The sequence below is a fragment of the Streptomyces chattanoogensis genome (assembly GCF_001294335.1).
GTDB classification, from domain to species: Bacteria; Actinomycetota; Actinomycetes; order Streptomycetales; family Streptomycetaceae; genus Streptomyces; species Streptomyces chattanoogensis.
The window spans coordinates 1-22,981 of record NZ_LGKG01000177.1 but is presented as its reverse complement, the minus strand read 5'-3'; the positions used below and the strand labels follow the sequence as shown (position 1 = coordinate 22,981).

Genomic DNA, 22,981 nt, shown 5'->3' with positions numbered 1-22,981 from the left:
GCGCCGCCCGCCCAGGCGCCCGCGGCACACGAAGGCACAGGAAGTCCGGCGACACCGGCCCCGATCGCCCACCGGGCGGCCCGCTTCCGCAAGACCGCTCAGCTCACGGCGGGGCCCGTTTTGCGGGCCAGTGCGTTGATTCCTGTCGAGTTGTGGACGCTGAAGCTCACGGCGTCCGAGCGGTAGCGGTCGTCGGACCACTCCACGGGGCGCCCTTCGCGTGTGGTGGTGACCCGCCGTACGCGCAGCAGCGGGCTGGTCCGGCGCACTCCGAGGAGCTCTGCGTCCTGGGCGCCCGCCGCCACGGCGTCGATCAGATGCTCGCCGTACGCGAAGACCAGACCCTCGTCCTCGTACAGCCGCTGTGTCACGGACGGGCACCCGGGCTCGATGCGCTCGACGGCGGGGGCGATCCAGTGCGCGTACACGGTCCGCTCCAGCAGCACCCGCTCACCGTCCAGGCCGCGCACCCGCAGGATGTGCAACACCGGTGCACCGGGCGGGAGTTGGAGTCGCGCGGAGTCCTCCGGCGTCGCGGGGCGGTATGCGGACGACAGCACGTGTCCGGACGCCTCGCGGCCCATCGTGTGCGCCCACTGCGCGAAACTGCACAGTTCGGTGAAGCTCTGGCTGCGGCGGCCGGCCAGGACCACCCGGCGGGCGCCCTGGCGTGACCCGATGAGTCCCTCGGCGGTCAGGGCCGCGACGGCCTGGCGGACCGTGCCGCGCGAGACGCCGTAGTGGGCCGCGAGTTCGGTCTCCGCGGGGAGCAGGCTGCCCACGGTGTAGTCCTCGCGGTCGATCGCCTGCCTCAGCTCTTCGGCGATCTCCTCGTGTCGTGCCGCCATGCTTCCTCTCTCGCGCGGAGTTGTGCGCAAAGTGTGCAGCGCGGCCAGCCTAGACGAGGCGCCGCGGTAACCCCTGCGAGCTGCGATTGTGAGGCAATCGGAGTCATTAGTTTAATCAGTGTTCACCTGATGTACACCATCAGTGGGCCTACTGAGGCCCAACTTGTTCAGACAAGTAGCCGGACAAGTGCTCACCCCCCACGTGCATCCCCTGTGTGGCCCCGCATGAACCCCTCAACCCCTCTGTGCGCACCCCTGGAGAGACCGTGACCGTGTTCCTGCCGAGAACCGCCGTCCTCACCGGCGTCCTCGCCGTCGCCGCCCTGACCCTCAGCGCCTGTGACGCGGCCCCCGACGCGTCATCCGGCCCTGACGGCAAGAGCGCGGCCACCGCGACCACGGCCGAGGACGCCGGCGGCATCGGCGCCCTGGCCAAGGCGGCCAAGAAGGAGGGCACCCTGCATGCGATGGCGCTGCCCCGCGACTGGGCCAACTACGGCGCCCTGATCGACGGCTTCCAGAAAAAGTACGGCATCAAGATCGAAGTCGAGAACCCGAACGGCGCCAGCCAGGACGAGATCAACGCGGTCACCTCGCGCAAGGGCCAGGACCGCGCGCCCGACGTCCTGGACCTCGGCAGCTCCTTCGTGCAGAGCGCCGCCCAGAAGGGGCTGCTCGCGCCGTACATGGTCACCGGTTTCGCCCACATACCCGATGTCCAGCGAGACTCGATCGCCCGCTGGGCAAACGACTACGGCGGCTACATCTCCTTCGGCTGCGATGCCAGGCGTGTGCAGACCTGCCCGACCAGCTTCAAGGATCTGCTCAAGCCGCAGTACAGGGGGATGGTCGCGCTCAACGGCAGCCCCACCAAGTCGGGCTCGGCGTTCGGCGCCGTGTACGCGGCCGCCCTCGCCAACGGCGGCTCCTTCGACGACATCCAGCCCGGCATAGACTTCTTCGCCAAGCTGAAGAAGAGCGGCAACTACACGCGCGTCCCGTCCACCCCGGCCAGCATCGCGAAGGGCAGGACGCCGATCAGCATCGACTGGGACTACCTCAACGCCGGGTACACCGACGAGTTCAAGTCCAAGGGCCTCGACTGGACGGTGGCCGTCCCCTCGGACGGCAAGTTCTCCCAGTACTACTCGCAGGCCATCAACATGGATGCGCCGCACCCCGCGGCCGCGCGCCTGTGGCTGGAGTACCTGTACAGCGCCGAGGGCCAGAACCTCAGGCTCAAGGGATACGCCCGCCCGGCTCTGATGAGCGCCATGAAGAAGGCCGGCACGCTCGACAAGGCCGCGGCGGCGAGGCTGCCGAAGGTCTCCGGCACCCCGAGCTTCCCGACCGAGTCCCAGCAGAACAGCGCCAAGTCCTTCATCGCCCAGAACTGGAGCGATGCCGTTTCCCGATGACCGCGACGCGCATCAGGGCCGATGTGGTGCCCGCCGCTCTCCTTCAGCGGCGGCACCGCGCGGCCGGCTGACTCACCGGACCATCGCCGCGCCGGTGCTCGGCCCTCAGCCGTACCGCCGTGCGCCCTCCGGCCGCTCCCACGCGGCGGCCGGGAGGGCCGGGGCGGCGGGCTCAGTCCTCGTGGCCCAGCTGGAGGTCGCGTTCGGTGCGTCCGCCGCCCGCCACCTGGAGGACGGTGGCCACCGGCGGGTATCCGGCGGCGATCACGGTGTATTCGCCGGCCGAGAGGTCGACGAAGCGGAACAGCCCGTCGGGTCCGGTGGTTGCCGTGTCGACGACGTTGCCGGCTGCGTCCAGCAGTGTCACCCGGGCGTCCTCCACCGGGCGTCCGCCGCCGGCCCGTACGGTCCCGCGCAGCACCGCGCCGCCCGCGAGTTCGATGTCCTGGCGGGTTTCTCGGGAGGCGTGGACGGTGACGGGCAGCGCGGCGGGCCGGAAGGCGGGTGCGCTGGAGGCGAGGGTGTATTCGCCGGCCACCAGCTCCCCGATGACATAGCCGCCCTCGCGTCCGCTGCGGGTGGTGGCGACGACCTCGCCGCGGACGTCGGTGAGGGTGACCATGGCATCGCGTACGGGTGTGCCGTCGCCGGTGGTCACGGTGCCCGCGAGGCGTCCGGCGCCGCCGAGCACCACGTCCAGCTCGACGGGCCGCTCGCCGACGGTGACGGTGACGGCCTGCGGCTGGTGCCCGCCCGCGGCTGCGATCAGGACGTAGGAGCCGGTGCCGGGAGTGCTCAGTGCGTACCGGCCGTCCTCGCCGGTGGCGCCGCGGCCGATCTGCCGTCCGGCGACGTCGATGAGGGTGAGTGCCGCGCGCGGCACGATGGAGCCGTCGTGGTGCTGGACCGTGCCGCACACCGGGATGCCGGCCGAGGGAGCGGCGTAACCGGCGGCGGTGGCATAGGAGTTGGCGGCGGAGCGGGCCCGGGGGACGGCGGCCGAGGGGTCGGTACCGTCGCCGTACGGAGCGTGCGGCATCTGAGGGGTCTGGGGGGCCTGCGATGCATGGGAGGCGTAGGACACCAGTGGGTTCTCTTTCAGGAAGATGGCGAGCAGGAAGCCCAGGACGAGCACCGGCACGAGGTAGCGGAAGATCCCCGGTACGGCGTTCGCGTAGTCGGTGAGTGAGCCGTCCCGCAGCCCGGTGGGCAGGGCGCGCGCCAGCTGCCGGGTGAGCGGGTCGGGGTCGGTGAGCTGCGCCGGCTGCGGCAGGTGCGGGGCGAGTTGGGCGGTGAGACGGCCGGCGACGAGGGCACCGGAGAGGGTGATTCCGATGGTGCCGCCGAGCCACCGGAGGGTGGTGGTGGGTCCGGTGGCGGCGCCGAGGGCGGACCGGCGTGCGGCGCGGTGTGCGGAGTTGCGTACGGCGAGCGCGAGTACCGGCAGGACGAGGCCGGTGCCGAGGCCGAGGACGCCGGTCCACAGGCCCTGGATGCCGCGTGGGGTGCCGTCCGGCATCCGGGTCAGCAGCCACATCCCTTCGGCGGCCACCGCGCAGCCCAGGATCGGGAAGATCTTGTAGTGGCCGGTGCGGCCGATGAGCCGGGCGGAGACGAGGCAGGCGAGGACGGTGCCGCCCAGCAGGGGCAGCATCGCCAGTGCGGCGTCGGTGGGGCCGTTCGTCGTCCGTACGAGGGCGGGCAGATAGCCGGCGATGCCGAAGAGTGCGATTCCGGCGACGGTGCCGATGATGCCCGTGATGTTGAAGAGGCAGTCGCGGAAGCGCCGGAGCGGGATCAGCGGTTCGGCGGCGAAGCGCTCGACGGCGAGGAGGAGCAGGACGGTGCCGAGCGCTCCGGCGCCGAGTGCGAGGACGGTCACCGAGTTCCAGGCGTACTCGGTGCCGCCCCAACCGGCCGGCAGGACAAGGCAGGTGGCGAGGACGGTGAGCAACAGCGCACCGGCGATATCGCGCCTGGGGCGGACGGCGGGCCGGGGCAGCCGCAGAGCGCAGGCGAGGACGAGGAAGGCCAGCGCCCCGAGCGGCACCTGGCCGTGGAAGCACCAGCGCCAGGACACGTGATCGGTGACGAAGCCGCCGGCCCACGGCCCTGCCGCGCAGGCGAGTCCGAGGACCGCGCAGGCCAGGCTCCTGACGCGGCCGCGGGTGCGCGGCGGTACGGCATCGGCGATGACCGCCTGGACGCCGATCAGCAGACCGCCGCCGCCGAAGCCCTGGACGGCGTGGAAGGCGGTCAGTTCGTCCATGGAGCGCGACCGGCCGGCCAGGGCCGAGCCGGCGGTGAAGACCAGGATCGCGAGGAGAAGGGCCTGCTTGCGGCCGAAGAGGTCGCCGAGCTTGCCGTGGGCCGGCAGGCCGAGGGCGGTGGCGAGGAGGCCGGCGGTGACGGCCCGGGAGGCGCCGGGCAGACCGTGCAGTTCGCCGGCGATGTCCGGGAGCGCGGTGAGGACGAGGGTCTGGCCGAGGGCCGCGAGCAGCAGCGTCAGCAGCAGACCGGCGACGACCGGACGCACGCGGCCGGAGCCGGGCACAGCGGTCGCGATGTCGTCCGGGCCCGGGGCAGGCGTGGTCGGCGCCTCGGCCCGTTCGTCCCGTTCCACCAGGGTGGTCCCGCCCACGTACTGCCTCCCTCGTCACACCTGCACCAGCGCCCATTTCTCGCATCGGGCGACAACAGCGAACAAGTACGACGAAAGGGAGCGTTCGGGGCGGGATGGGACGTCAAGTACGTTGCCCGGAGCGCCTATTGGGCCCTCATCAGGGATTTCCGTACGACGGGGATCCGGGGGGCCGGAGATCGCGGCGCAGCGGAAACCACCCGAACCGGTGACCGGGCTACTTCTCCATCTCCGTGGCGAGGTTGGCGAGGATCGCGTCGTGGATCCGGTTGAGGCCCTTGGGCGCGAAGGTCCGCTCGAAGAAGCCGCCGATGCCGCCCGCACCCTGCCAGGTGGCGGTGACCACGACATTGGCGCGGCCCGCGCCCGCCGGGGTGACGACCCAGGTGGTGACCATGGAGGAGTTGCGGTCCTTCTCGACGAGCTGGCCGTCGGTCGGCTCGTCGACCTCGAGCAGACAGTCGCGCACGCGCTTGCTGGTGGCCTGCAGCTTCCAGTGGACGAGGGTGCCCTTGCCGTCGCCGCCCTCGCGGACCTCGAACTCGCTGAAGTGCTCGGGCAGCAGCTTGTGGCGCGTGCCGGCGTAGTCGGCGAGCGCGTCGAACACGTCCTCCGGGTCCGCCGCGATCTCGCGCTGCGTGGTGGCCTCGACCTGACCCATGTGTGCTTCCTCCAGTAGTCGGCTGCCGGTCCTGCGATTGCCGGTCCTGCGATGCGCGCCAAGCCAACCACCACCGGGCGGCACGCCCAAAATCCGGGGCGGTGACACCGAAGGGAACATGTGTTCTATTATCGGCCCCGGGGGCTCGACCGGACCCTGAAGGAGGCCCGATGCGCTGGGACAACCTGGGCGAAAGCCCCGCCGCACTGTTCGGTACGGACGTCGTCAGCCGGACGATCGACACCCCCGAATTTCGCGGCATCACCTTCCACGAAGTGCGCGCCCGCTCGATCGTGAACCGCGTCCCGGGCGCCTCCCGGATGCCGTTCGAATGGACCGTGAACCCCTATCGAGGCTGCAGTCACGCCTGCGTCTACTGCTTCGCCCGCAAGACCCACAGCTATCTGGACCTCGACACCGGCCTCGACTTCGACTCCCAGATCGTGGTGAAGGTCAACGCCCCCGAGCTGCTGCGCCGCGAGCTGACCGCCCGGCGCTGGCACGGCGACCACATAGCCATGGGGACCAACGTCGACTGCTACCAGCGGGCGGAGGGGCGGTACGGCCTGATGCCGGGCATCATCGCGGCGCTGCGCGACCACGCCAACCCCTTCTCCATCCTCACCAAGGGCACGCTGATCCTGCGCGATCTGGACCTGCTGCGCCAGGCCGCGGAGGTCACCGACGTCGGCATCTCCGTCTCCGTCGGCTTCCTGGACCGCGAACTGTGGCGCACGGTCGAGCCCGGTACGCCCGCGCCGGAGCGCCGCCTCGACGTGGTGCGCACGCTCACCGCGCACGGCATCCCCTGCGGCGTCCTGATGGCGCCGGTGATCCCGTTCCTCGGCGACGCCCCGGAGCAGCTGCGGGCCACGGTCCGGGCCATCGCGGAGGCGGGCGCCGGGTCGGTCACCCCGCTCGTCCTGCATCTGCGGCCCGGCGCCCGGGAGTGGTTCATGGCGTGGCTGGGCCACCACCATCCGCATCTGGTGCGGCGCTACGAGCGGATGTACGCCGGCGGCTCGTACGCCCCCACGTGGTATCAGCGCCGCATCACCCGCCAGGTCCATGAGCTGGCCCGGGAGTACGGCATCGGGCCGTACCGCCCCGGCGCGCACCGCAATGTCACGGCGCCCGCCGCCGGCCCGGCGACGCCGGACGGCCGGCCGGCCGCGCCCACGCAGTTGACGCTGCTGTGAACCGTCCCGTCCCCGGCGCCAGCGTCATGTACCGCCGTTTTGCTCCTCGTCCTCATGCACCCCCAGGCGCGCCAGCGACGCCGCCGCGGCCGCTGCCAGACGCGGGTGCGCGGTGGCGGCGGTGAGGGTGGGGACCGCGCGGCGGTCGCCCAGGGCGCCGAGGCCCTCGACGCAGGCGAGGGCCACCCGCCAGTACGGGTTGTTGGGGGTCAGCAGGCGGTCCAGGGTCGCGATCAGGGCCGGTACGGACTGGGGTGCGCGGAGTTCGGCGAGGAGCCGGACGGGGTGCAGCGCGTAGGCGGTGCGCAGGGGGTTGGTGGCGAGCGCGGCCGCGGCACGGGCGGTGCGCGGATCCCCCAGGCGCCCCAGGGCGTGTGCCGCGGTGGCGCAGCGGACCGGTTCGCGGTAGTTCAGCAGCAGGACGAGGGTCTCGAAGGCGCGCCGGTCGCCGGCGCAGCCGAGGACGTAGGCCGCGATCTCCCGTGCCCACAGGGGCCGTTCGACGGCGACCAGCACCCGGGCCAGCTCCTCGCGGCCGGCCGGGGTGTTCTTCCGGGCGAGTCCGAGCAGCCGCTCGTAGGCGGCGAGATCGTCCGGGGAGCGGAGCTCGGCGCGCACCCGGTCCGTCAACTCGTGGAATGCCTCTTCCATTTGTCGCTCCCCTCCCGCCGGGCCGTCCCGGTTCCGACGACGTGGTCTGCGCCACAGCCTAATGACCCGCACTACCCCTGGCGCTCCGGTTACCCACCGGTTAACCTTCTGGCACGAGCAGCACCCCTGCTCAGGCGGCCGGTGACGCAGCCGCCAGACCAGTGAAGTCGGTTCGAAGTCGGTTCGGCACCGCACACGCACGACATTTTCAGGAAGCCCACGGCACGGCTCCGGGACAGGGCCCGCCGTGGCTCCCGCACCGCCGGCGCTGCCCGCAGCGCTGCGGCTTTGCGGCTCATCCGCCGTATCCCTCAAGCCGTTGCGCGCCGCATTCGGGCACGTCCGCGCGGACACCCTCAGTCGTCACTTCTCCCCTGGCCTCAGGGGAACACCCTTGGAGTCTCGCGATGGGCCCTCAGTCCACCCCTGATCTCGCCACCGATCCCTCAGCCGAAGTCACTTCCCTGTCCCTTTCCACCGTTGCCGTCGTGGGCCTGGGCACCATGGGCACCGGTATCGCCGAGGTGCTGGCCCGGGCCGGCCGCGAGGTCATCGGCATCGACACCGACGAGGCCGCGGCCCGGCACGCCGTCGCCGCCCTCGAGACCGCCACCGCCCGCGCCGTGCAGCGCGAGCGGATCACCGAGCGGGAGCGGCAGGACGTCCTGGCCCGTTTCCGTACCTTCTCCGACCTCCAGGCCGCCGCGGACGCCGATCTCGTCATCGAGGTCGTGCCGGAGAACTACGACCTGAAGCGGCAGGTCTTCGCCGAGCTGGACACCGTCGTCCGCCCGGACGCCATCCTGGCCACCGGCACCAACGCGCTGTCGGTGACCCGTCTCGCCGCCGATTCGCAGCGCCCCGAGCGGGTGCTGGGCGTGCATTTCTTCAACCCCGCGCCGGCCATGAAGCTGGTCGAGGTGGTCTCCTCGGTGCTCACCGCGCCGACCGCGGTCGCCGCCGTCACCCAGCTCGCCCGCGACCTGGGCAAGGACCCCATCGCGGTGGGCGACCGCCCCGGCTTCGTCGCCGACGGTCTGCTCTTCGGCTACCTCAACCAGGCCGCCGCGATGTACGAGTCCCGGTACGCCACCCGCGAGGACATCGACGCCGCCATGCGGCTGGGCTGCGGTCTGCCGATGGGCCCGCTCGCCCTGCTCGACCTGATCGGCGTGGACACCGCCCGTACGGTCCTGGAGGCGATGTACGCCGAGTCGCACGACCGGCTGCACGCCCCGGCGCCGATCCTGGGGCAGCTGGCCGAGGCCGGGCTGACCGGCCGTAAGGCGGGGCGCGGCTTCTACACGTACGAGGCGCCGGACAGCGCCACGGTCGTGCCGGATGCCGAGACCCCCGCGGCGGCCGCCGGCCAGGCCGCGGGCCGCACCGTCCGCTCCGTCGGCGTCGCCGGCTCCGGCACCATGGCCAGCGGCATCGCCGAGGTCTTCGCCAAGGCGGGCTACGAGGTCGTCCTGGCCGCCCGCAGCCCGGAGAAGGCGGAGAAGGCGAAGGCCCGGATCGCCAAGTCGCTGGGCCGGTCCGTGGACAAGGGCCGGATGACCTCCGAGGCGCGCGATGCCGCGCTGGCCGCGATCACCCCGGCCGGCTCGCTCGACGCCTTCGCAGACGTCGATCTCGCCGTCGAGGCGGTGGCCGAGGACCTCGGGATCAAGCAGCAGCTGTTCGCGACCCTGGACAAGGTCTGCAAGCCGGGCGCGGTGCTCGCCACCACCACCTCGTCGCTGCCGGTGGTGGCCTGCGCCCGCGCCACGTCCCGCCCGCAGGACGTCATCGGCATGCACTTCTTCAACCCGGCCCCGGCCATGAAGCTGGTCGAGGTGGTCCGTACGGTCCTGACGGCCGACGAGGTGCACGCCACCGTCCGCGCCGTCTGCGCCAAGGTCCGCAAGCACGCCGTGGACTGCGGTGACCGCGCCGGCTTCATCGTCAACGCGCTGCTCTTCCCGTACCTCAACAACGCGATCAAGATGGTCCAGGAGCACTACGCCTCCCTGGACGACATCGACGCCGCCATGAAGCTCGGCGGCGGCTACCCGATGGGCCCGTTCGAACTCCTCGACGTCGTCGGCCTGGACGTCTCCCTGGCCATCGAGAAGGTGCTGCACGCGGAGTTCCGCGACCCCGGGCTCGCCCCGGCGCCGCTGCTGGAGCATCTCGTCGCGGCGGGCTGCCTCGGCCGCAAGACCGGCCGCGGCTTCCGTGAGTACGCCAAGCGCTGACGGGTGGGGGCGCCCCCGGCCGCGCGCCGGGGGCACGTGGGGCGGACTGCTGGAGCCTCGATCCGGTGGTCCGTCCCAGGTCACGGGGGCGCAGCCGGTACCTGATGCCGCAGGCCGAGTAAATATGCAGTACCGTCCCCACATGTCCCAGCCCGCTCGTACGCCGACCTCCGACGCCACCGACACCAGCACTCCCGGCACCCGCCGCGCGGCCGCCCAACGGCTGAAAATGCGCCGCGAACTGTCGGCAGCGGCCATGGAACTGTTCGCGACCAAGGGCTACGAGGCGACCACGGTCGACGAGATCGCGGCCGCCGCCGGGGTCGCCCGCCGCACCTTCTTCCGCCACTTCCGCTCCAAGGAAGAGGCGATCTTCCCCGACCACGACGACACCCTCGTGCGCGCCGAGGCCGTCCTCGACGCCGCCCCGCCGCACGAGAACCCCCTCGACACGGTCTGCCGCGGCATCAAGGAGGTCATGCGGATGTACGCGGCCGCCCCGGCCGTCTCCGTCGCCCGCTACCGCCTCACCCGCGAGGTCCCCACCCTGCGCGAGGCCGAGATCGCCTCGGTCGCCCGCTACGAACGCCTCTTCACCCGCTACCTCCTCGGCCACTTCGACGAGGGCGCCCACCGCGAGGGCGACGACGACCCGCTGCTCGCCGAGGTCGCCGCCTCCGCCGTGGTCACCGCCCACAACCACGTCCTGCGCCGCTGGCTGCGCGCGGGCGCCGAGGGCGATGTCGAGGCCCAGCTGGACCATGCCTTCGAGATCGTCCGGGAGACGTTCGGCACGGGCATCGGCGCGGGGCGCACCACCACCGGGGAGACCGCCGCGCCGGCCGCGGTCTCGCGGGAGGGGGAGGTGCTGGTGGCGGTGGCGCGTACGGATGCGCCGCTGGACGAAGTGATGCGCACCATTGAGCGGGCGCTGAAGAAGCGCTGACACCGGCACCAAGACCCGGATGGAGGGGCGCCCGGCGGATATCGCCGGGCGCCCCTCATTGCTGAATTCACCGTGATGCAGGGGGAGTTGACCTTCTCCGGCCTTCCCCGGCCCTCCCCCGGCCCTCTCCCGCATGAACGATCATCGCTCATCGATCATCGCTCATTTCGCTCATCTGAACGCCAGGTTTCTCAAGCGAGAAATTCATGGCACTCAGTGTCTTGCCACCTGGCACGCGGTGTCATACGTTGAAGGGGTCCGGGCGACCGGTGCACAGCACACCCCGTGCACCGGCTGTCCCAGCAGCCCTTCGCGGCCGCCGCCCGGACGCCTGCGTCACAGGCATCACACCCGCGCCACCAGCGCCACCGCCACACCGGCCGAACCGACGGCACCACCCCTGCACCACCCCCGACGTTCCCTCAAGCCGTTCCCCAAAGCGCGCTTCGCCGGAGGCACCCCGTGAACGAAATCCTGGACGCGATCCTCGCGCCCGACACCACCAGCGACGACTTCGCCGCGCTGACCATCCCCGAGTCCTACCGCGCGGTGACCGTGCACAAGGACGAGACCGAGATGTTCGCCGGCCTGTCCACCAAGGAGAAGGACCCGCGCAAGTCGCTGCACCTCGACGAGGTGCCGGTGCCCGAACTGGGGCCCGGTGAGGCCCTGGTGGCCGTGATGGCCTCCTCCGTGAACTACAACAGCGTCTGGACCTCGATCTTCGAGCCGCTGTCCACGTTCGGGTTCCTGGAGCGCTACGGCAAGCTCTCCCCGCTCACCAAGCGGCACGACCTGCCGTACCACGTCATCGGCTCCGACCTGGCCGGCGTCGTCCTGCGCACCGGTCCGGGCGTCAACTCCTGGCACCCCGGCGACGAGGTCGTCGCGCACTGTCTGTCCGTCGAGCTGGAGTCCTCCGACGGGCACAACGACACCATGCTCGACCCCGAGCAGCGCATCTGGGGCTTCGAGACCAACTTCGGCGGCCTCGCCGAGATCGCGCTGGTCAAGTCCAACCAGCTGATGCCCAAGCCGCGGCACCTGAGCTGGGAGGAGGCGGCGGCGCCCGGTCTGGTCAACTCCACCGCGTACCGCCAGCTGGTCTCCCGCAACGGCGCCGGGATGAAGCAGGGCGACAACGTCCTGATCTGGGGCGCCAGCGGCGGCCTCGGCTCGTACGCCACGCAGTTCGCCCTGGCCGGCGGCGCCAACCCGATCTGTGTCGTCTCGTCCGACCAGAAGGCGGAGATCTGCCGCAAGATGGGCGCCGAGGCGATCATCGACCGCAACGCCGAGGGCTACAAGTTCTGGAAGGACGAGCGCACCCAGGACCCGAAGGAGTGGAAGCGCTTCGGCAAGCGCATCCGCGAATTCACCGGTGGCGAGGACATCGACATCGTCTTCGAGCACCCCGGCCGCGAGACCTTCGGCGCCAGCGTCTACGTGACCCGCAAGGGCGGCACCATCACCACCTGCGCATCCACCTCGGGCTACATGCACGAGTACGACAACCGCTACCTGTGGATGTCCCTGAAGCGCATCATCGGCTCCCACTTCGCCAACTACCGCGAGGCCTGGGAGGCCAACCGCCTGATCGCCAAGGGCAAGATCCACCCGACGCTCTCCAAGACGTACACCCTCGAGGAGACCGGGCAGGCGGCGTACGACGTGCACCGCAATCTGCACCAGGGCAAGGTCGGCGTGCTGGCCCTGGCGCCCGAGGAGGGGATGGGCGTCCGCGACGAGGAGATGCGCGCCAAGCACCTCGACGCCATCAACCGGTTCCGCAACATCTGACGCCCCGGCGTCGGCACGTCAGCGTCTGATCGACGAAGATACGGGTCACATATGACTGAGCGTCAGAAGGATCGTCCGTGGCTGATGCGGACGTACGCCGGGCACTCCACCGCCGAGGCGTCCAACGAGCTGTACCGGCGCAACCTCGCCAAGGGCCAGACCGGCCTGTCGGTCGCGTTCGACCTCCCGACGCAGACCGGTTACGACCCCGACCACATCCTCGCCCGCGGCGAGGTCGGCCGGGTCGGGGTCCCGGTGTCCCATCTCGGCGATATGCGGCGGCTGTTCCAGGACATACCCCTGGAGCAGATGAACACCTCGATGACCATCAACGCCACCGCCATGTGGCTGCTGGCTCTCTACCAGGTGGTCGCGGAGGAGCAGGGCGGCGAAGAGGTCACCGCCAAGCTCCAGGGGACGACGCAGAACGACATCGTCAAGGAGTACCTGTCGCGCGGGACGCATGTGTTCCCGCCGGGGCCTTCGCTGCGCCTGACCACCGACATGATCGCGTACACGGTCAACAACATCCCGAAGTGGAACCCGATCAACATCTGCAGCTACCACCTGCAGGAGGCGGGGGCCACTCCGGTCCAGGAGATCTCGTACGCGATGTCCACCGCGATCGCCGTGCTGGACGCGGTGTTCGCGTCGGGGCAGGTCCCGGACGACCGGAAGGGCGATGTGGTCGCCCGGATCTCGTTCTTCGTGAACGCGGGGGTCCGGTTCGTCGAGGAGATGTGCAAGATGCGCGCCTTCGGCCGCATCTGGGACAAGATCACCCGCGAGCGCTACGGCATCGAGAACCCCAAGCACCGCCGGTTCCGCTACGGCGTCCAGGTCAACTCGCTGGGGCTGACCGAGGCGCAGCCGGAGAACAACGTCCAGCGGATCGTGCTGGAGATGCTGGCGGTGACGCTGAGCAAGGACGCCCGCGCCCGTGCCGTCCAGCTCCCCGCCTGGAACGAGGCGCTGGGCCTGCCCCGGCCCTGGGACCAGCAGTGGTCGCTGCGGATCCAGCAGGTCCTCGCCCATGAGAGCGACCTGCTGGAGTACGAGGACATCTTCGCCGGGTCGCATGTCATCGAGGCCAAGGTGGACGCCCTCGTCGAGGAGTGCCTGGCCGAGATCGAGCGGATCCAGGAGATGGGCGGCGCGATGGCGGCCGTCGAGTCCGGCTATCTCAAGTCGCAGCTGGTCTCCTCGCATGCCGAACGCCGGGCACGGATCGAGGCCGGCGAGGAGAAGATCGTCGGCGTCAACTGCTTCGAGTCCAGCGAGCCCAATCCGCTCACCGCGGATCTGGACACCGCCATCATGACGGTCGATCCGGCCAATGAGGCGCGCGTCGTCCAGGCCCTGCACGAGTGGCGGGACAACCGGGACGAGGGGCGCGCCCAGGAGTCGCTGTCGGTGCTGAAGAAGACCGCGGCGGGCGACGGCAACCTCTTCGCGGCGACCCTGGAGTGCGCGCGCGCCGGGGTGACGACCGGTGAGTGGGCCTGGGCGCTGCGGGATGTGTTCGGCGAGTTCCGGGCGCCCACCGGGGTCTCGGGCGCGCCGGTGGCGGTCGTGGCCGAGCGGGGCAGCCCGCTCGCGCTCGTTCGCGAGAAGGTCGCGAAGACAGCCGCCGACCTCGGCGCCGGCAAACTGCGGCTGCTGGTCGGCAAGCCCGGCCTGGACGGGCACAGCAACGGCGCCGAGCAGATCGCCGTGCGCGCCCGGGACGCCGGCTTCGAGGTGGTCTACCAGGGCATCCGGCTGACCCCGGAGCAGATCGTCTCGGCGGCCGTCGCCGAGGACGTGCACTGCGTGGGGCTGTCGATCCTGTCCGGTTCGCACGCCGAGCTGGTGCCGGACGTACTGGCCCGGCTGCGCCGTACCGGCGTGGACGACGTCCCCGTCATCGTCGGCGGCATCATTCCGTCCGCCGACGCGGCGGCCCTCCGGGAAGCCGGCGTAGCGGCCGTGTTCACACCCAAGGACTTCGGTATCACGGAGATCATCGGCCGTATCGTCGACGAGATCCGGAAAGCGAACCAGCTCGACCCTCTGGAGATCCCCGCATGACCCCAGTCAATCGTCTGCGGCCGCGCCGCTCCTGTCTCGCGGTCCCCGGCAGCAACCCCCGCTTCCTGGAGAAGGCCCAGGGCCTGCCGGCCGACCAGGTCTTCCTGGACCTCGAGGACGCCTGCGCGCCGCTCGCCAAGGAGAGCGCCCGGCACACCATCGTCGACGCGCTGAACAACGGCGACTGGACCGGCAAGACGCGGGTCGTGCGGGTCAACGACTGGACGACGCACTGGACGTACCGGGACGTCATCACGGTCGTCGAGGGCGCGGGCCCCAACCTCGACTGCATCATGCTGCCGAAGGTGCAGGACGCCCAGCAGATCGTCGCCCTGGACCTGCTGCTGACCCAGATCGAGAAGACCATGGGCTTCGAGGTCGGCAGGATCGGCATCGAGGCGCAGATCGAGAACGCCAAGGGCCTGGTGAACGTCGATGACATCGCCGGTGCCTCGCCGCGCCTGGAGACCATCATCTTCGGCCCGGCCGACTTCATGGCGTCCATCAACATGAAGTCCCTGGTGGTCGGCGAGCAGCCCCCGGGCTACCCGGCGGACGCGTACCACTACATCCTCATGCGGATCCTGATGGCGGCCCGTACGCACGACCTCCAGGCCATCGACGGTCCCTACCTCCAGATCAAGAACGTCGACGGCTACCGCGAGGTCGCCGGGCGCGCCGCCGCCCTCGGCTTCGACGGCAAGTGGGTGCTGCACCCGGGCCAGGTCGAGGCCGCCAACGAGGTGTTCTCCCCCTCCCAGGAGGACTACGACCATGCGGAGCTGATCCTGGACGCCTACGAGTGGTGCACCTCGGAGGCGGGCGGCAAGAAGGGTTCGGCGATGCTCGGCGACGAGATGATCGACGAGGCGAGCCGGAAGATGGCGCTGGTGATCGCCGGCAAGGGCCGGGCCGCCGGCATGACCCGTACGTCCAAGTTCGAAGCCCCGGAGGCGTAAGCGCGATGCAGTTCGGCCGTACCTATGAAGAGTTCACCGTCGGCGATGTGTACAAGCACTGGCCGGGGAAAACCGTCACGGAATACGACGACCACCTCTTCTGTCTGCTCACGATGAATCATCACCCGCTGCACATGGACAGCAACTACGCGGAGCAGACCACCGACTTCGGAAAGAATGTCGTCGTCGGCAACTACATCTACTCGCTGCTGCTGGGCATGTCGGTGCCCGATGTCTCCGGAAAGGCGATCGCCAATCTGGAGATCGAGTCGCTGAAGCATGTGGCGCCGACCTTCCACGGCGACACGATTTACGGCGAGACGACCGTGCTCGACAAGACGCCCTCCAAGTCGAAGTCGGACCGCGGAATCGTCTATGTCGAGACCAAGGGCTACAAGCAGGACGGCACGCTGGTCTGTGTCTTCCGGCGCAAGGTGATGGTCCCCACGGCCACGTACATCAAGGAGCGCGGCGGCGAACAGCCCGGCCGCCCGGAGCTCAAGGCCCAGCCGGCCAAGAAGGAGAAGTGAGACCGTCATGACCCGTCTTGCGCAGACCGAGGGCCTGACCGACATTCAGCGGGAAATTCTCTCCACCGTCCGCGACTTCGTGGACAAGGAGATCCTGCCGGTCGCCACCGAGCTGGAACACCGCGACGAATACCCGACGCAGATCGTCGAGGGGCTGAAGGAGCTGGGCGTCTTCGGTCTGATGATCCCTGAGGAGTACGGCGGGCTCGGTGAGTCACTTCTCACATATGCGCTCACCGTCGAGGAAATCGCCCGCGGCTGGATGAGCGTCTCGGGCATCATCAACACCCACTTCATCGTGGCGTACATGCTCAAGCAGCACGGCACACAGGAACAGAAGGACTATTTCCTGCCGAAGATGGCGGCCGGTGAAATCCGGGGCGCCTTCTCGATGTCGGAGCCGGCACTGGGCTCGGATGTGTCGGCCATCTCCTCCAAGGGCGTGCGGGACGGCGACGATTACGTCCTCAACGGCCAGAAGATGTGGCTGACCAACGGCGGTTCGTCCACGCTCGTGGCGGTGCTGTGCCGTACGGACGAGGGGCACCCGGAGGGCACCGCCCCGCACAAGTCGATGACGACCTTCCTGGTGGAGAAGGAGGCCGGCTTCGGCGAGGTCCGTCCCGGACTCACCATTCCGGGCAAGATCGACAAGATGGGCTACAAGGGTGTCGACACCACCGAGCTGATCATGGACGGTCTGCGCATTCCGGCCGACCGGGTGCTCGGCGGCGAGACCGGACGTGGCTTCTATCACATGATGGACGGCGTCGAGGTCGGCCGGGTCAATGTCGCCGCGCGTGGCTGCGGTGTCGCCCAGCGCGCCTTCGAGCTGGGTGTTTCGTATGCGCAGCAGCGCCACACCTTCGGCAAGCCGATCGCTCAGCACCAGGCCATCCAGTTCAAACTGGCCGAAATGGCGACAAAGGTCGAAGCGGCCCATGCAATGATGGTTAATGCCGCTCGCAAAAAGGACTCCGGCCAGCGAAACGACCTCGAAGCGGGCATGGCGAAGTACCTGGCCTCCGAGTACTGCAAGGAGGTGGTCGAAGACGCTTTCCGTATCCATGGCGGCTACGGCTTCTCCAAGGAGTACGAGATCGAGCGGCTCTACCGCGAGGCCCCGATGCTCCTGATCGGTGAAGGTACCGCCGAGATCCAGAAAATGATCATTGGTCGACGGCTACTGGAGGAGTACCGGATCCAGGGGTGAACGTCCCGATTGGGGCGTTTTCGTCTAGACGAAGATCACACCCCGTCATCGGACTTCGGCCACGGATTGGCGCTGGCTCTTGGCCAGTTGCCGCCCGCACCCGATAGCATCCCCGGAAAGCCGCCGTCCCCCGTATCCATACGCGGCCCCCTCCGCTACGAAGGTCATCCATGCCCCACAGCCAATCCTCTGCACCACGCGGTCGCGTCCGCCTCGCGCGCGGAGCGTCGCCGTGGCTCCTCCCGACCGTGGCAACGGCAGCGGTCAGCCTGGCCCGCTCCCGTCGCTCGGGACGCTGGGCCGCGCTCGCCGTGCCCACCACCGCACTCGCGGCGGGCATGCTGTGGTTCTTCCGCGACCCCGAGCGAGAGATCGCTCAGGGCCGCGTCATCTCCCCGGCCGACGGTGTGGTGCAGAGCATCATGCCGTGGAAGGACGGGCGCACCCGCGTCGCGATCTTCATGAGCCCGCTGAACGTCCATGTCAACCGCGCGCCGCTGGCCGGCACGGTGACGTCCGTGGAGCACATCCCCGGCGGATTCGTTCCGGCCTTCAACAAGGAGAGCGAGAACAACGAGCGGGTCGTCTGGCACTTCGACACCGAGCTCGGCGACATCGAGATGGTGCAGATCGCCGGCGCGGTGGCCCGCCGCATCGTCCCGTACGTGCCCCAGGGCACCAAGGTCGAGCAGGGCGAGCGCATCGGTCTGATCCGCTTCGGCTCGCGTGTCGACGTCTACCTCCCGGAGGGCGTCGAGGCGGCCGTCGAGGTCGGCCAGGCCACCACCGCGGGGGTGACACGTCTTGACCGTGATTGATCCTGAAACACAGGCCGGCTGGGCTCCCGAGACCGACGAGGACGGGGACGACATGCCGCTGTCCACGCGGCTGTCGATAGCGGACACCCTGACCCTCGGTAACGCCATCTGCGGGTTCATGGCCGTGTACTTCACCACCACCGGCGTCCTCATCCCGCATCTGACGGGCACCGAGGACGGCGGGATGGCGCGGCACAGCGCCGCGGTGGCCGTGATCCTCATGCTGATGGCGTCGGTCTTCGATCTCTTCGACGGACTGGTCGCACGCAAGCTGCGGGCCTCGGCGATGGGGGCCGAGCTCGACAACCTCTCGGACCTCATCAGCTTCGGCCTGGCACCGGCGTACTTCGTGGTGACCTGGGGCATGGTCGCCTCCGGCGCCAGCCAGGCCAACCAGCGGGTGTCGGTGGTCGCGGCGGTGGTGGTGCTGCTGGCGGTGGTGCTGCGGCTGGCGCGGTTCTCCTGTGTCACGCTGCGCGACGGGATCTTCCAGGGCATGCCGAGTCCGTTCGGCGCCCTGACCGTCGTCGCCATCGTGCTGCTGGAGCTGCCGTTCCTGCCGACGCTGCTGGCGATCATCGGGGTGGCCTGGCTGATGGTGAGCCGGGTCGAGTACCCCAAGCCGCGGGGCCGGCTCGCGGTGGCAATGCTCAGCTGGATCGTGCTCAGCATGGGCATGCTCGCGGCCTGGGCGCTGGACGCCCCCGGCGGCCAGCTGCTGCTGCAGACCGGCTGCTCGCTGCAGATCGTCCTGGGCGCCATGATCCCGGTCTTCGCGACGGCCCGGAGGGTGAACACCTTCCGTGACAACCGCCGCGAGTCGCGGGCCGAGCAGCGCGCCGCACAGCTTCCGTAGGGGACGCAACGAACGAAGCGGATACGCCGAGAGCCCCGAGCGAGTCTTTCGCTCGGGGCTCTCGGCTTTCGGCTTTCGGCTTTGTGCCGCTCCGGGCCCGGGGATCCGGGGGCCGGGAGTCCTGGGCCCGGGGATCAGACCAGGAAGTCGCGGGCCAGGTTCTCCGCCGCCCGCTCCAGCAGGGGACCCGCCTGGGCCATACAGCGGGCCGGGTCGGGCTCCAGGTCCGTCAGGGCGTACGCGCGGCTGATACCGGCCGCACCGAGGGCCTCCTGGGGCAGCTGGAGGCGTCCGCAGACGGCGACCACCTCGATGCCCGCCTTACGGGCCGCGGCGGCGACACCGGCCGGGGCCTTGCCGTGCAGCGTCTGCTCGTCCAGCGAGCCCTCGCCGGTGATCACGAACGTGGCCTCCGCCAGCGCCGGGGCGAAGCCCAGCACATCGAGCATCACATCGATGCCCGGCCGGAACGTCGCGTCCAGGCCGACCAGCGCCCCGTAACCGATACCGCCCGCCGCGCCCGCACCGGGCGCCAGGGCGTGCTCGGCGGCCTGGGGGCCGACCGCGGCCTCGAGCACCCGGGCGTAGTGCGCCAGGGCGGCGTCCAGCGCGGCCACGTCCGCCTCGCCGGCGCCCTTCTGGGGTCCGTAGACCGCGGGCGCGCCCTTCGGCCCCGTGAGCGGGTTGTCGACGTCGCTGGCGAGCACGATGTCCGTCCGGGCCAGCCGCGGGTCGAGGCCCGACAGATCGGCCGTGACCAGGTCCGCCAGCGGCCCGCCGCCGGGGCGGATCGTTTCCCCGTCCGCGTCCAGAAACTGCGCCCCCAGCGCCGCGAGCATGCCCGCGCCGCCGTCGGTCGTCGCGCTGCCGCCGACCCCGAAGACGATCGAGGTCGCCCCCGCGTCGAGGGCCGCGAGCAGCAGCTCCCCGGTGCCGTAGGTGGTCGCCGTCAGAGGGGCGAAGACCCCCTTCGGGAGATGTTGCAGACCGGATGCCTCCGCCATCTCCACCACAGCCGTGCCGTCCTCGCGCAGCGCGAAGGTGGCCGTCACCGGGTCGCCGGTGGGGCCCATGACGCGCGCCTCATGGCGCGCGAAGCCGGCCGCGAGCGCCGCCGCGACCGTGCCGTCGCCGCCGTCCGCGACCGGGATGGCCGCCACGTCCAGATCGGGGAGCACGCGCCGCAGACCGGCCGTGACATGCTCGGCGACCTCGACGGCCGTGAGCGAACCCTTGAACTTGTCCGCGGCGATCAGCACCCGTCCGGTGTGTGTCCTTGCTGCGTCCGCCACCGTGTTTCCCCTTGCTTTCGAGCTGGCAGTCGCACCCGCTGTGACCATATCCGGCGAGGGGCTCCGGCGCACAGGCATCTCGGTCCGCAGGACCCGGGACCTTCCGCCGCCGGTCCGTGCCTCGTCCGCGCCTGGTGCGCGCCTTCATGGGCGCCCCGGCAACCCTCTAGGCTCGCGGCGTGACGACCATGGATTACGCCACTTACATCGCCGGTCTGCCCCGCGTGATCGCGGGCGCGGGCACCGTCTTCCGCGACGCCCGGGGCCGCATCCTGCTGGTGGAGCCCAACTACCGCGACACCTGGATCCTGCCCGGCGGCACCGTCGAATCGGACACCGGCGAGTCGCCCCGCCAGGCCGCCCGCCGCGAGACCGCCGAGGAGATCGGCCTGGACGTCGAGCTGGGCGCACTGCTCGCCGTGGACTGGGTGCGGGGGAAGGAGCGGCCGCCGCTGGTGTCGTACCTCTTCGACGGCGGTGTGCTGGACGAGGCGCAGCTCGCCGCGATCCGGCTCCAGGAGGAGGAGCTGCTGTCGTGGCGGCTGGTGCACTGGGACGAGGCCGAGACGATGGTGAGCGCGGGGATGCGGCTGCGGATCCGCGCCGCGCTGGACGCGCTGGACACCGGGCGGGGACCGGCGGAGCTGGAGGACGGGCTGCCGCCGCAGGGGGCGGCGCAGCGTAGTACGTCGGGTTGAGACCGAGATGAAAACCGTGGGTTGATCCGCCGCGCGTCCCGGCCCTTTACCGGGGATCTTGCGGAAGGCCCCAGCGTTCACGCCGGGGATGAATGCCCCTCAGGGCTGCTCTGGCCTGTGCTGTTACGCGAACGTTCTTTCTGGCTGGGGCGTTGTCAGTGGGCTTCGATAGCGTGTTGACCATGCAGCTCCGCTACTCCTACCGGGCCTGTCCGGACGGTTCCCAGCGTCGTGCGCTGGCGCCTGCGTTCGGGTGTGCTCGTGTGGTGTGGAACGACTGTCTGCGCGACCGCAAGGAGGCACACGCGGCCGGGCTGCCGTATGTGAAATCGGCGGACTTGTCGCGGCTTCGCATCACCCAGGCCAAACGCACCGAGGAACGCGCCTGGCTCGCCGACGTGTCGGCCGTCGTCCTGCAACAGTCCCTGCAGGACCTGGACACCGCCTACAGGAATTTCTTCGACTCGGTCAAGGGCAGGCGCAAGGGGCCGAAGGTCGGGCCGCCCCGGTACAAGTCGAAGAAGGCCACCCGCCAGTCCATCCGCCGCCGTGCTCTCCGACGGCACCCGTATCAGCTCTCCGAAGTTCCTGCGCCGTGCCGAGAAGAAGCTCAAGCGCCTGCAGCGGGAGTTGTCCCGCAAGGCGAAAGGTTCGCGGAACCGGGCCAAGGCCCGTATCAAGGTCGCACGCCAGCACGCCAAGGTGGCCGACCGGCGGCGGGACTGGCACCACAAGGCATCCACACAGATCATCCGTGACAACCAAGCGGTGTATGTGGAAGACCTTGCGGTGTCCGGCCTGGCCCGTACGCGTCTGGCCAAGTCCGTGCACGACGCCGGATGGTCGGCGTTCGTGAACATGCTGGCGTACAAGGCGGTCAAGCACGGCCAGTACTTCGGGAAGATCGGCCGGTTCGAGCCGACCTCCCAGGTCTGTTCCACGTCCGAGAGTGGACGTGCGCGGAGTGCGGGACGGTCCACGACTGTGACGGCAACGCAGCCAACAACACCCTGGCCGCCGGACGGGCGGACAGACCAAACGCCTCGCAGAGCGCAGATGAGACCGGGACGAAAGTCCCGGCACAGCGCGTTGAAGCAGGAACGCACCGAGACGGTCGGACGACCGTGGTAGGAACCCCCGACCTTCAGACCGGGGAGACGTCAATCAATGCCATGGAAGTTGTGGGCGGCGGTGTGGTAGGGACAGTACGGACGATGGGGGCGGAATGACAGACAGGGCAGATGTCGCGGATATCGCGGCAAGGGCCGGGCAGGTGCCGGGAGTTGTGGGGGTGATGCTCGGCGGGAGCCGGGCGCGGGGGTCGCACCGGGCGGACTCCGACTGGGATCTCGGGGTGTACTACCGGGGCGAGCCGGATCTGTCCGCGCTGGAGGCACTGGCCGCTGAGGTGACCGGCGGTCCCGTGGAGGTGTACGGGCCGGGAGCCTGGGGCGCGTGGGTGAACGGCGGGGCCTGGCTCGTCCTGCCCGACGGCAGCCATGTGGACTGGATCCTGCGGGACGTGGACCGGGTGCGACAGGTCTGGCAGGAGTGCCGCGCGGGCCGCTTCGAGACCGGGATGCAGGCCGGTCATCCGCTGGGCTTCTGGTCCCCCGCCTACCCGGGTGAGGTGGCGCTGGGCCAGGTGCTCGCCGACACCGACGGCGAGCTGGCCCGGCTCAAGGAAGAGACGCAGCACTATCCCGAGGCCTTGAGAACGTCGCTGACCCGCCAGGCCATATGGGATGCGGGATTCTCGGCGGCCATGGCGGCCAAGTCGCACGCGAGCGGGGACGTACTGCATGCGGCCCTGTGCCTGTCCCGGGCCGTCGGCGATCTCGTGCAGGGCCTGTACGCCCATCACGGCGTCTGGTGCCTCAACGAGAAGGGCGCCCTGGCGGCGGCCTCCGCCCTGCCCGGAACACCCCCCGGCTTCGCGGCCCGCGCCACCGCCGTGCTGGGCCAACTCGGATGCACAGCAGAAGAGTTGAAGCATTCCTTGACGGAGGCGGAGCGGCTGGTGGAGGAGGTGCGAGCGACGGTCGGCGCCTGAGACAGGACCGAGGAGCGAACGGGGCGCGGGCAGCGCGGCGGGGCTGGGCGGGGCGCGGACAGCCGGGCGGCGTGGGGTGGGGTGGGGT

At 70.2% G+C, this 22,981-nt stretch carries 18 protein-coding genes and 1 pseudogene; 14 read left to right on the top strand and 5 right to left on the bottom strand.

The genetic code is table 11. The annotated features are described in order from the left end of the window. Positions 1 to 98: 98 nt before the first annotated feature. Positions 99 to 848 (bottom strand): GntR family transcriptional regulator, encoded by a 750-nt coding sequence (locus tag ADL29_RS33900; RefSeq protein ID WP_053927372.1) that lies wholly within the window; start codon positions 846 to 848, stop codon positions 99 to 101. Positions 849 to 1,114: 266 nt separating this feature from the next. Here ADL29_RS33900 and ADL29_RS33895 point away from each other — a divergent pair, with 266 nt between their 5' ends. Then, positions 1,115 to 2,266, top strand: coding sequence for an ABC transporter substrate-binding protein (locus ADL29_RS33895; protein ID WP_053927371.1), 1,152 nt, complete (start codon positions 1,115 to 1,117; stop codon positions 2,264 to 2,266). A gap of 172 nt (positions 2,267 to 2,438) precedes the next feature. Here ADL29_RS33895 and ADL29_RS33890 read toward each other — a convergent pair whose 3' ends face one another. Continuing rightward, a complete protein-coding gene (locus ADL29_RS33890; RefSeq protein WP_053927370.1) occupies positions 2,439 to 4,907 on the bottom strand; it encodes an MFS transporter in 2,469 nt (822 codons plus the stop codon). A gap of 217 nt (positions 4,908 to 5,124) precedes the next feature. Further along, a complete protein-coding gene (locus ADL29_RS33885) occupies positions 5,125 to 5,568 on the bottom strand; it encodes an SRPBCC family protein (protein WP_053927369.1) in 444 nt (147 codons plus the stop codon). A gap of 170 nt (positions 5,569 to 5,738) precedes the next feature. Between ADL29_RS33885 and ADL29_RS33880 the strand changes: the two genes are divergently transcribed. Further along, positions 5,739 to 6,767 (top strand): Rv2578c family radical SAM protein, encoded by a 1,029-nt coding sequence (locus tag ADL29_RS33880; protein ID WP_053927368.1) that lies wholly within the window; start codon positions 5,739 to 5,741, stop codon positions 6,765 to 6,767. 24 nt (positions 6,768 to 6,791) lie between these two features. Here ADL29_RS33880 and ADL29_RS33875 read toward each other — a convergent pair whose 3' ends face one another. After that, entirely contained in the window at positions 6,792 to 7,418 is a 627-nt protein-coding gene (locus ADL29_RS33875) for a HEAT repeat domain-containing protein (RefSeq protein ID WP_053927367.1), read from the bottom strand. A gap of 407 nt (positions 7,419 to 7,825) precedes the next feature. Between ADL29_RS33875 and ADL29_RS33870 the strand changes: the two genes are divergently transcribed. The 9 genes from ADL29_RS33870 (at position 7,826) to ADL29_RS33830 (ending at position 18,850) form a co-directional block, all read left to right on the top strand. Beyond that, complete coding sequence (locus ADL29_RS33870) at positions 7,826 to 9,658, top strand: 3-hydroxyacyl-CoA dehydrogenase family protein (RefSeq protein WP_211274439.1); 1,833 nt, start codon at positions 7,826 to 7,828, stop codon at positions 9,656 to 9,658. A 142-nt stretch (positions 9,659 to 9,800) separates the two neighbouring features. Continuing rightward, positions 9,801 to 10,604, top strand: a complete 804-nt coding sequence (locus ADL29_RS33865; protein ID WP_179954496.1) for a TetR family transcriptional regulator — start codon at positions 9,801 to 9,803, stop codon at positions 10,602 to 10,604. A 462-nt stretch (positions 10,605 to 11,066) separates the two neighbouring features. After that, positions 11,067 to 12,404, top strand: coding sequence for a crotonyl-CoA carboxylase/reductase (ccrA, locus tag ADL29_RS33860; RefSeq protein WP_053927366.1), 1,338 nt, complete (start codon positions 11,067 to 11,069; stop codon positions 12,402 to 12,404). Between the two features lie 51 nt (positions 12,405 to 12,455). Then, entirely contained in the window at positions 12,456 to 14,474 is a 2,019-nt protein-coding gene (locus ADL29_RS33855; RefSeq protein WP_078971488.1) for a protein meaA, read from the top strand. Continuing rightward, positions 14,471 to 15,433: an HpcH/HpaI aldolase/citrate lyase family protein gene (locus ADL29_RS33850; RefSeq protein WP_053927365.1), complete on the top strand. Its 963-nt coding sequence runs from the start codon at positions 14,471 to 14,473 to the stop codon at positions 15,431 to 15,433. The genes ADL29_RS33855 and ADL29_RS33850 overlap by 4 nt, the downstream gene beginning before the upstream one ends. A gap of 5 nt (positions 15,434 to 15,438) precedes the next feature. Further along, complete coding sequence (locus ADL29_RS33845; protein ID WP_053927364.1) at positions 15,439 to 15,963, top strand: MaoC family dehydratase; 525 nt, start codon at positions 15,439 to 15,441, stop codon at positions 15,961 to 15,963. A 7-nt stretch (positions 15,964 to 15,970) separates the two neighbouring features. Continuing rightward, the gene (locus tag ADL29_RS33840; protein ID WP_046925230.1) at positions 15,971 to 17,176 is read left to right on the top strand and encodes an acyl-CoA dehydrogenase family protein; all 1,206 of its coding nucleotides are present in this window, start codon (positions 15,971 to 15,973) and stop codon (positions 17,174 to 17,176) included. 170 nt (positions 17,177 to 17,346) lie between these two features. After that, positions 17,347 to 17,994, top strand: coding sequence for a phosphatidylserine decarboxylase (locus ADL29_RS33835; protein ID WP_046925231.1), 648 nt, complete (start codon positions 17,347 to 17,349; stop codon positions 17,992 to 17,994). Then, positions 17,981 to 18,850: a CDP-alcohol phosphatidyltransferase family protein gene (locus ADL29_RS33830; protein ID WP_046925232.1), complete on the top strand. Its 870-nt coding sequence runs from the start codon at positions 17,981 to 17,983 to the stop codon at positions 18,848 to 18,850. Before ADL29_RS33835 ends, ADL29_RS33830 begins: the two co-directional genes overlap by 14 nt. Before the next feature lie 134 nt (positions 18,851 to 18,984). On the opposite strand, the gene ADL29_RS33825 is transcribed toward ADL29_RS33830, so the two are convergent. Then, on the bottom strand, positions 18,985 to 20,109 hold the full coding sequence (locus tag ADL29_RS33825) for a glycerate kinase (protein WP_053927363.1): 1,125 nt from the start codon (positions 20,107 to 20,109) through the stop codon (positions 18,985 to 18,987). Between the two features lie 221 nt (positions 20,110 to 20,330). On the opposite strand from ADL29_RS33825, the gene ADL29_RS33820 reads away from it, so the two are divergent. The 3 genes and pseudogenes from ADL29_RS33820 to ADL29_RS33810 all read left to right on the top strand — a co-directional run bounded on the left by ADL29_RS33820 (position 20,331) and on the right by ADL29_RS33810 (position 22,893). Next, on the top strand, positions 20,331 to 20,840 hold the full coding sequence (locus ADL29_RS33820) for an NUDIX domain-containing protein (RefSeq protein WP_211274440.1): 510 nt from the start codon (positions 20,331 to 20,333) through the stop codon (positions 20,838 to 20,840). Positions 20,841 to 21,022: 182 nt separating this feature from the next. After that, positions 21,023 to 22,069 (top strand): annotated as a pseudogene (locus ADL29_RS42020) (RNA-guided endonuclease InsQ/TnpB family protein). Beyond that, a complete protein-coding gene (locus ADL29_RS33810; protein WP_053927361.1) occupies positions 22,066 to 22,893 on the top strand; it encodes a nucleotidyltransferase domain-containing protein in 828 nt (275 codons plus the stop codon). The pseudogene ADL29_RS42020 and the gene ADL29_RS33810 overlap by 4 nt, the downstream one beginning before the upstream one ends. Positions 22,894 to 22,981 lie beyond the last annotated feature (88 nt).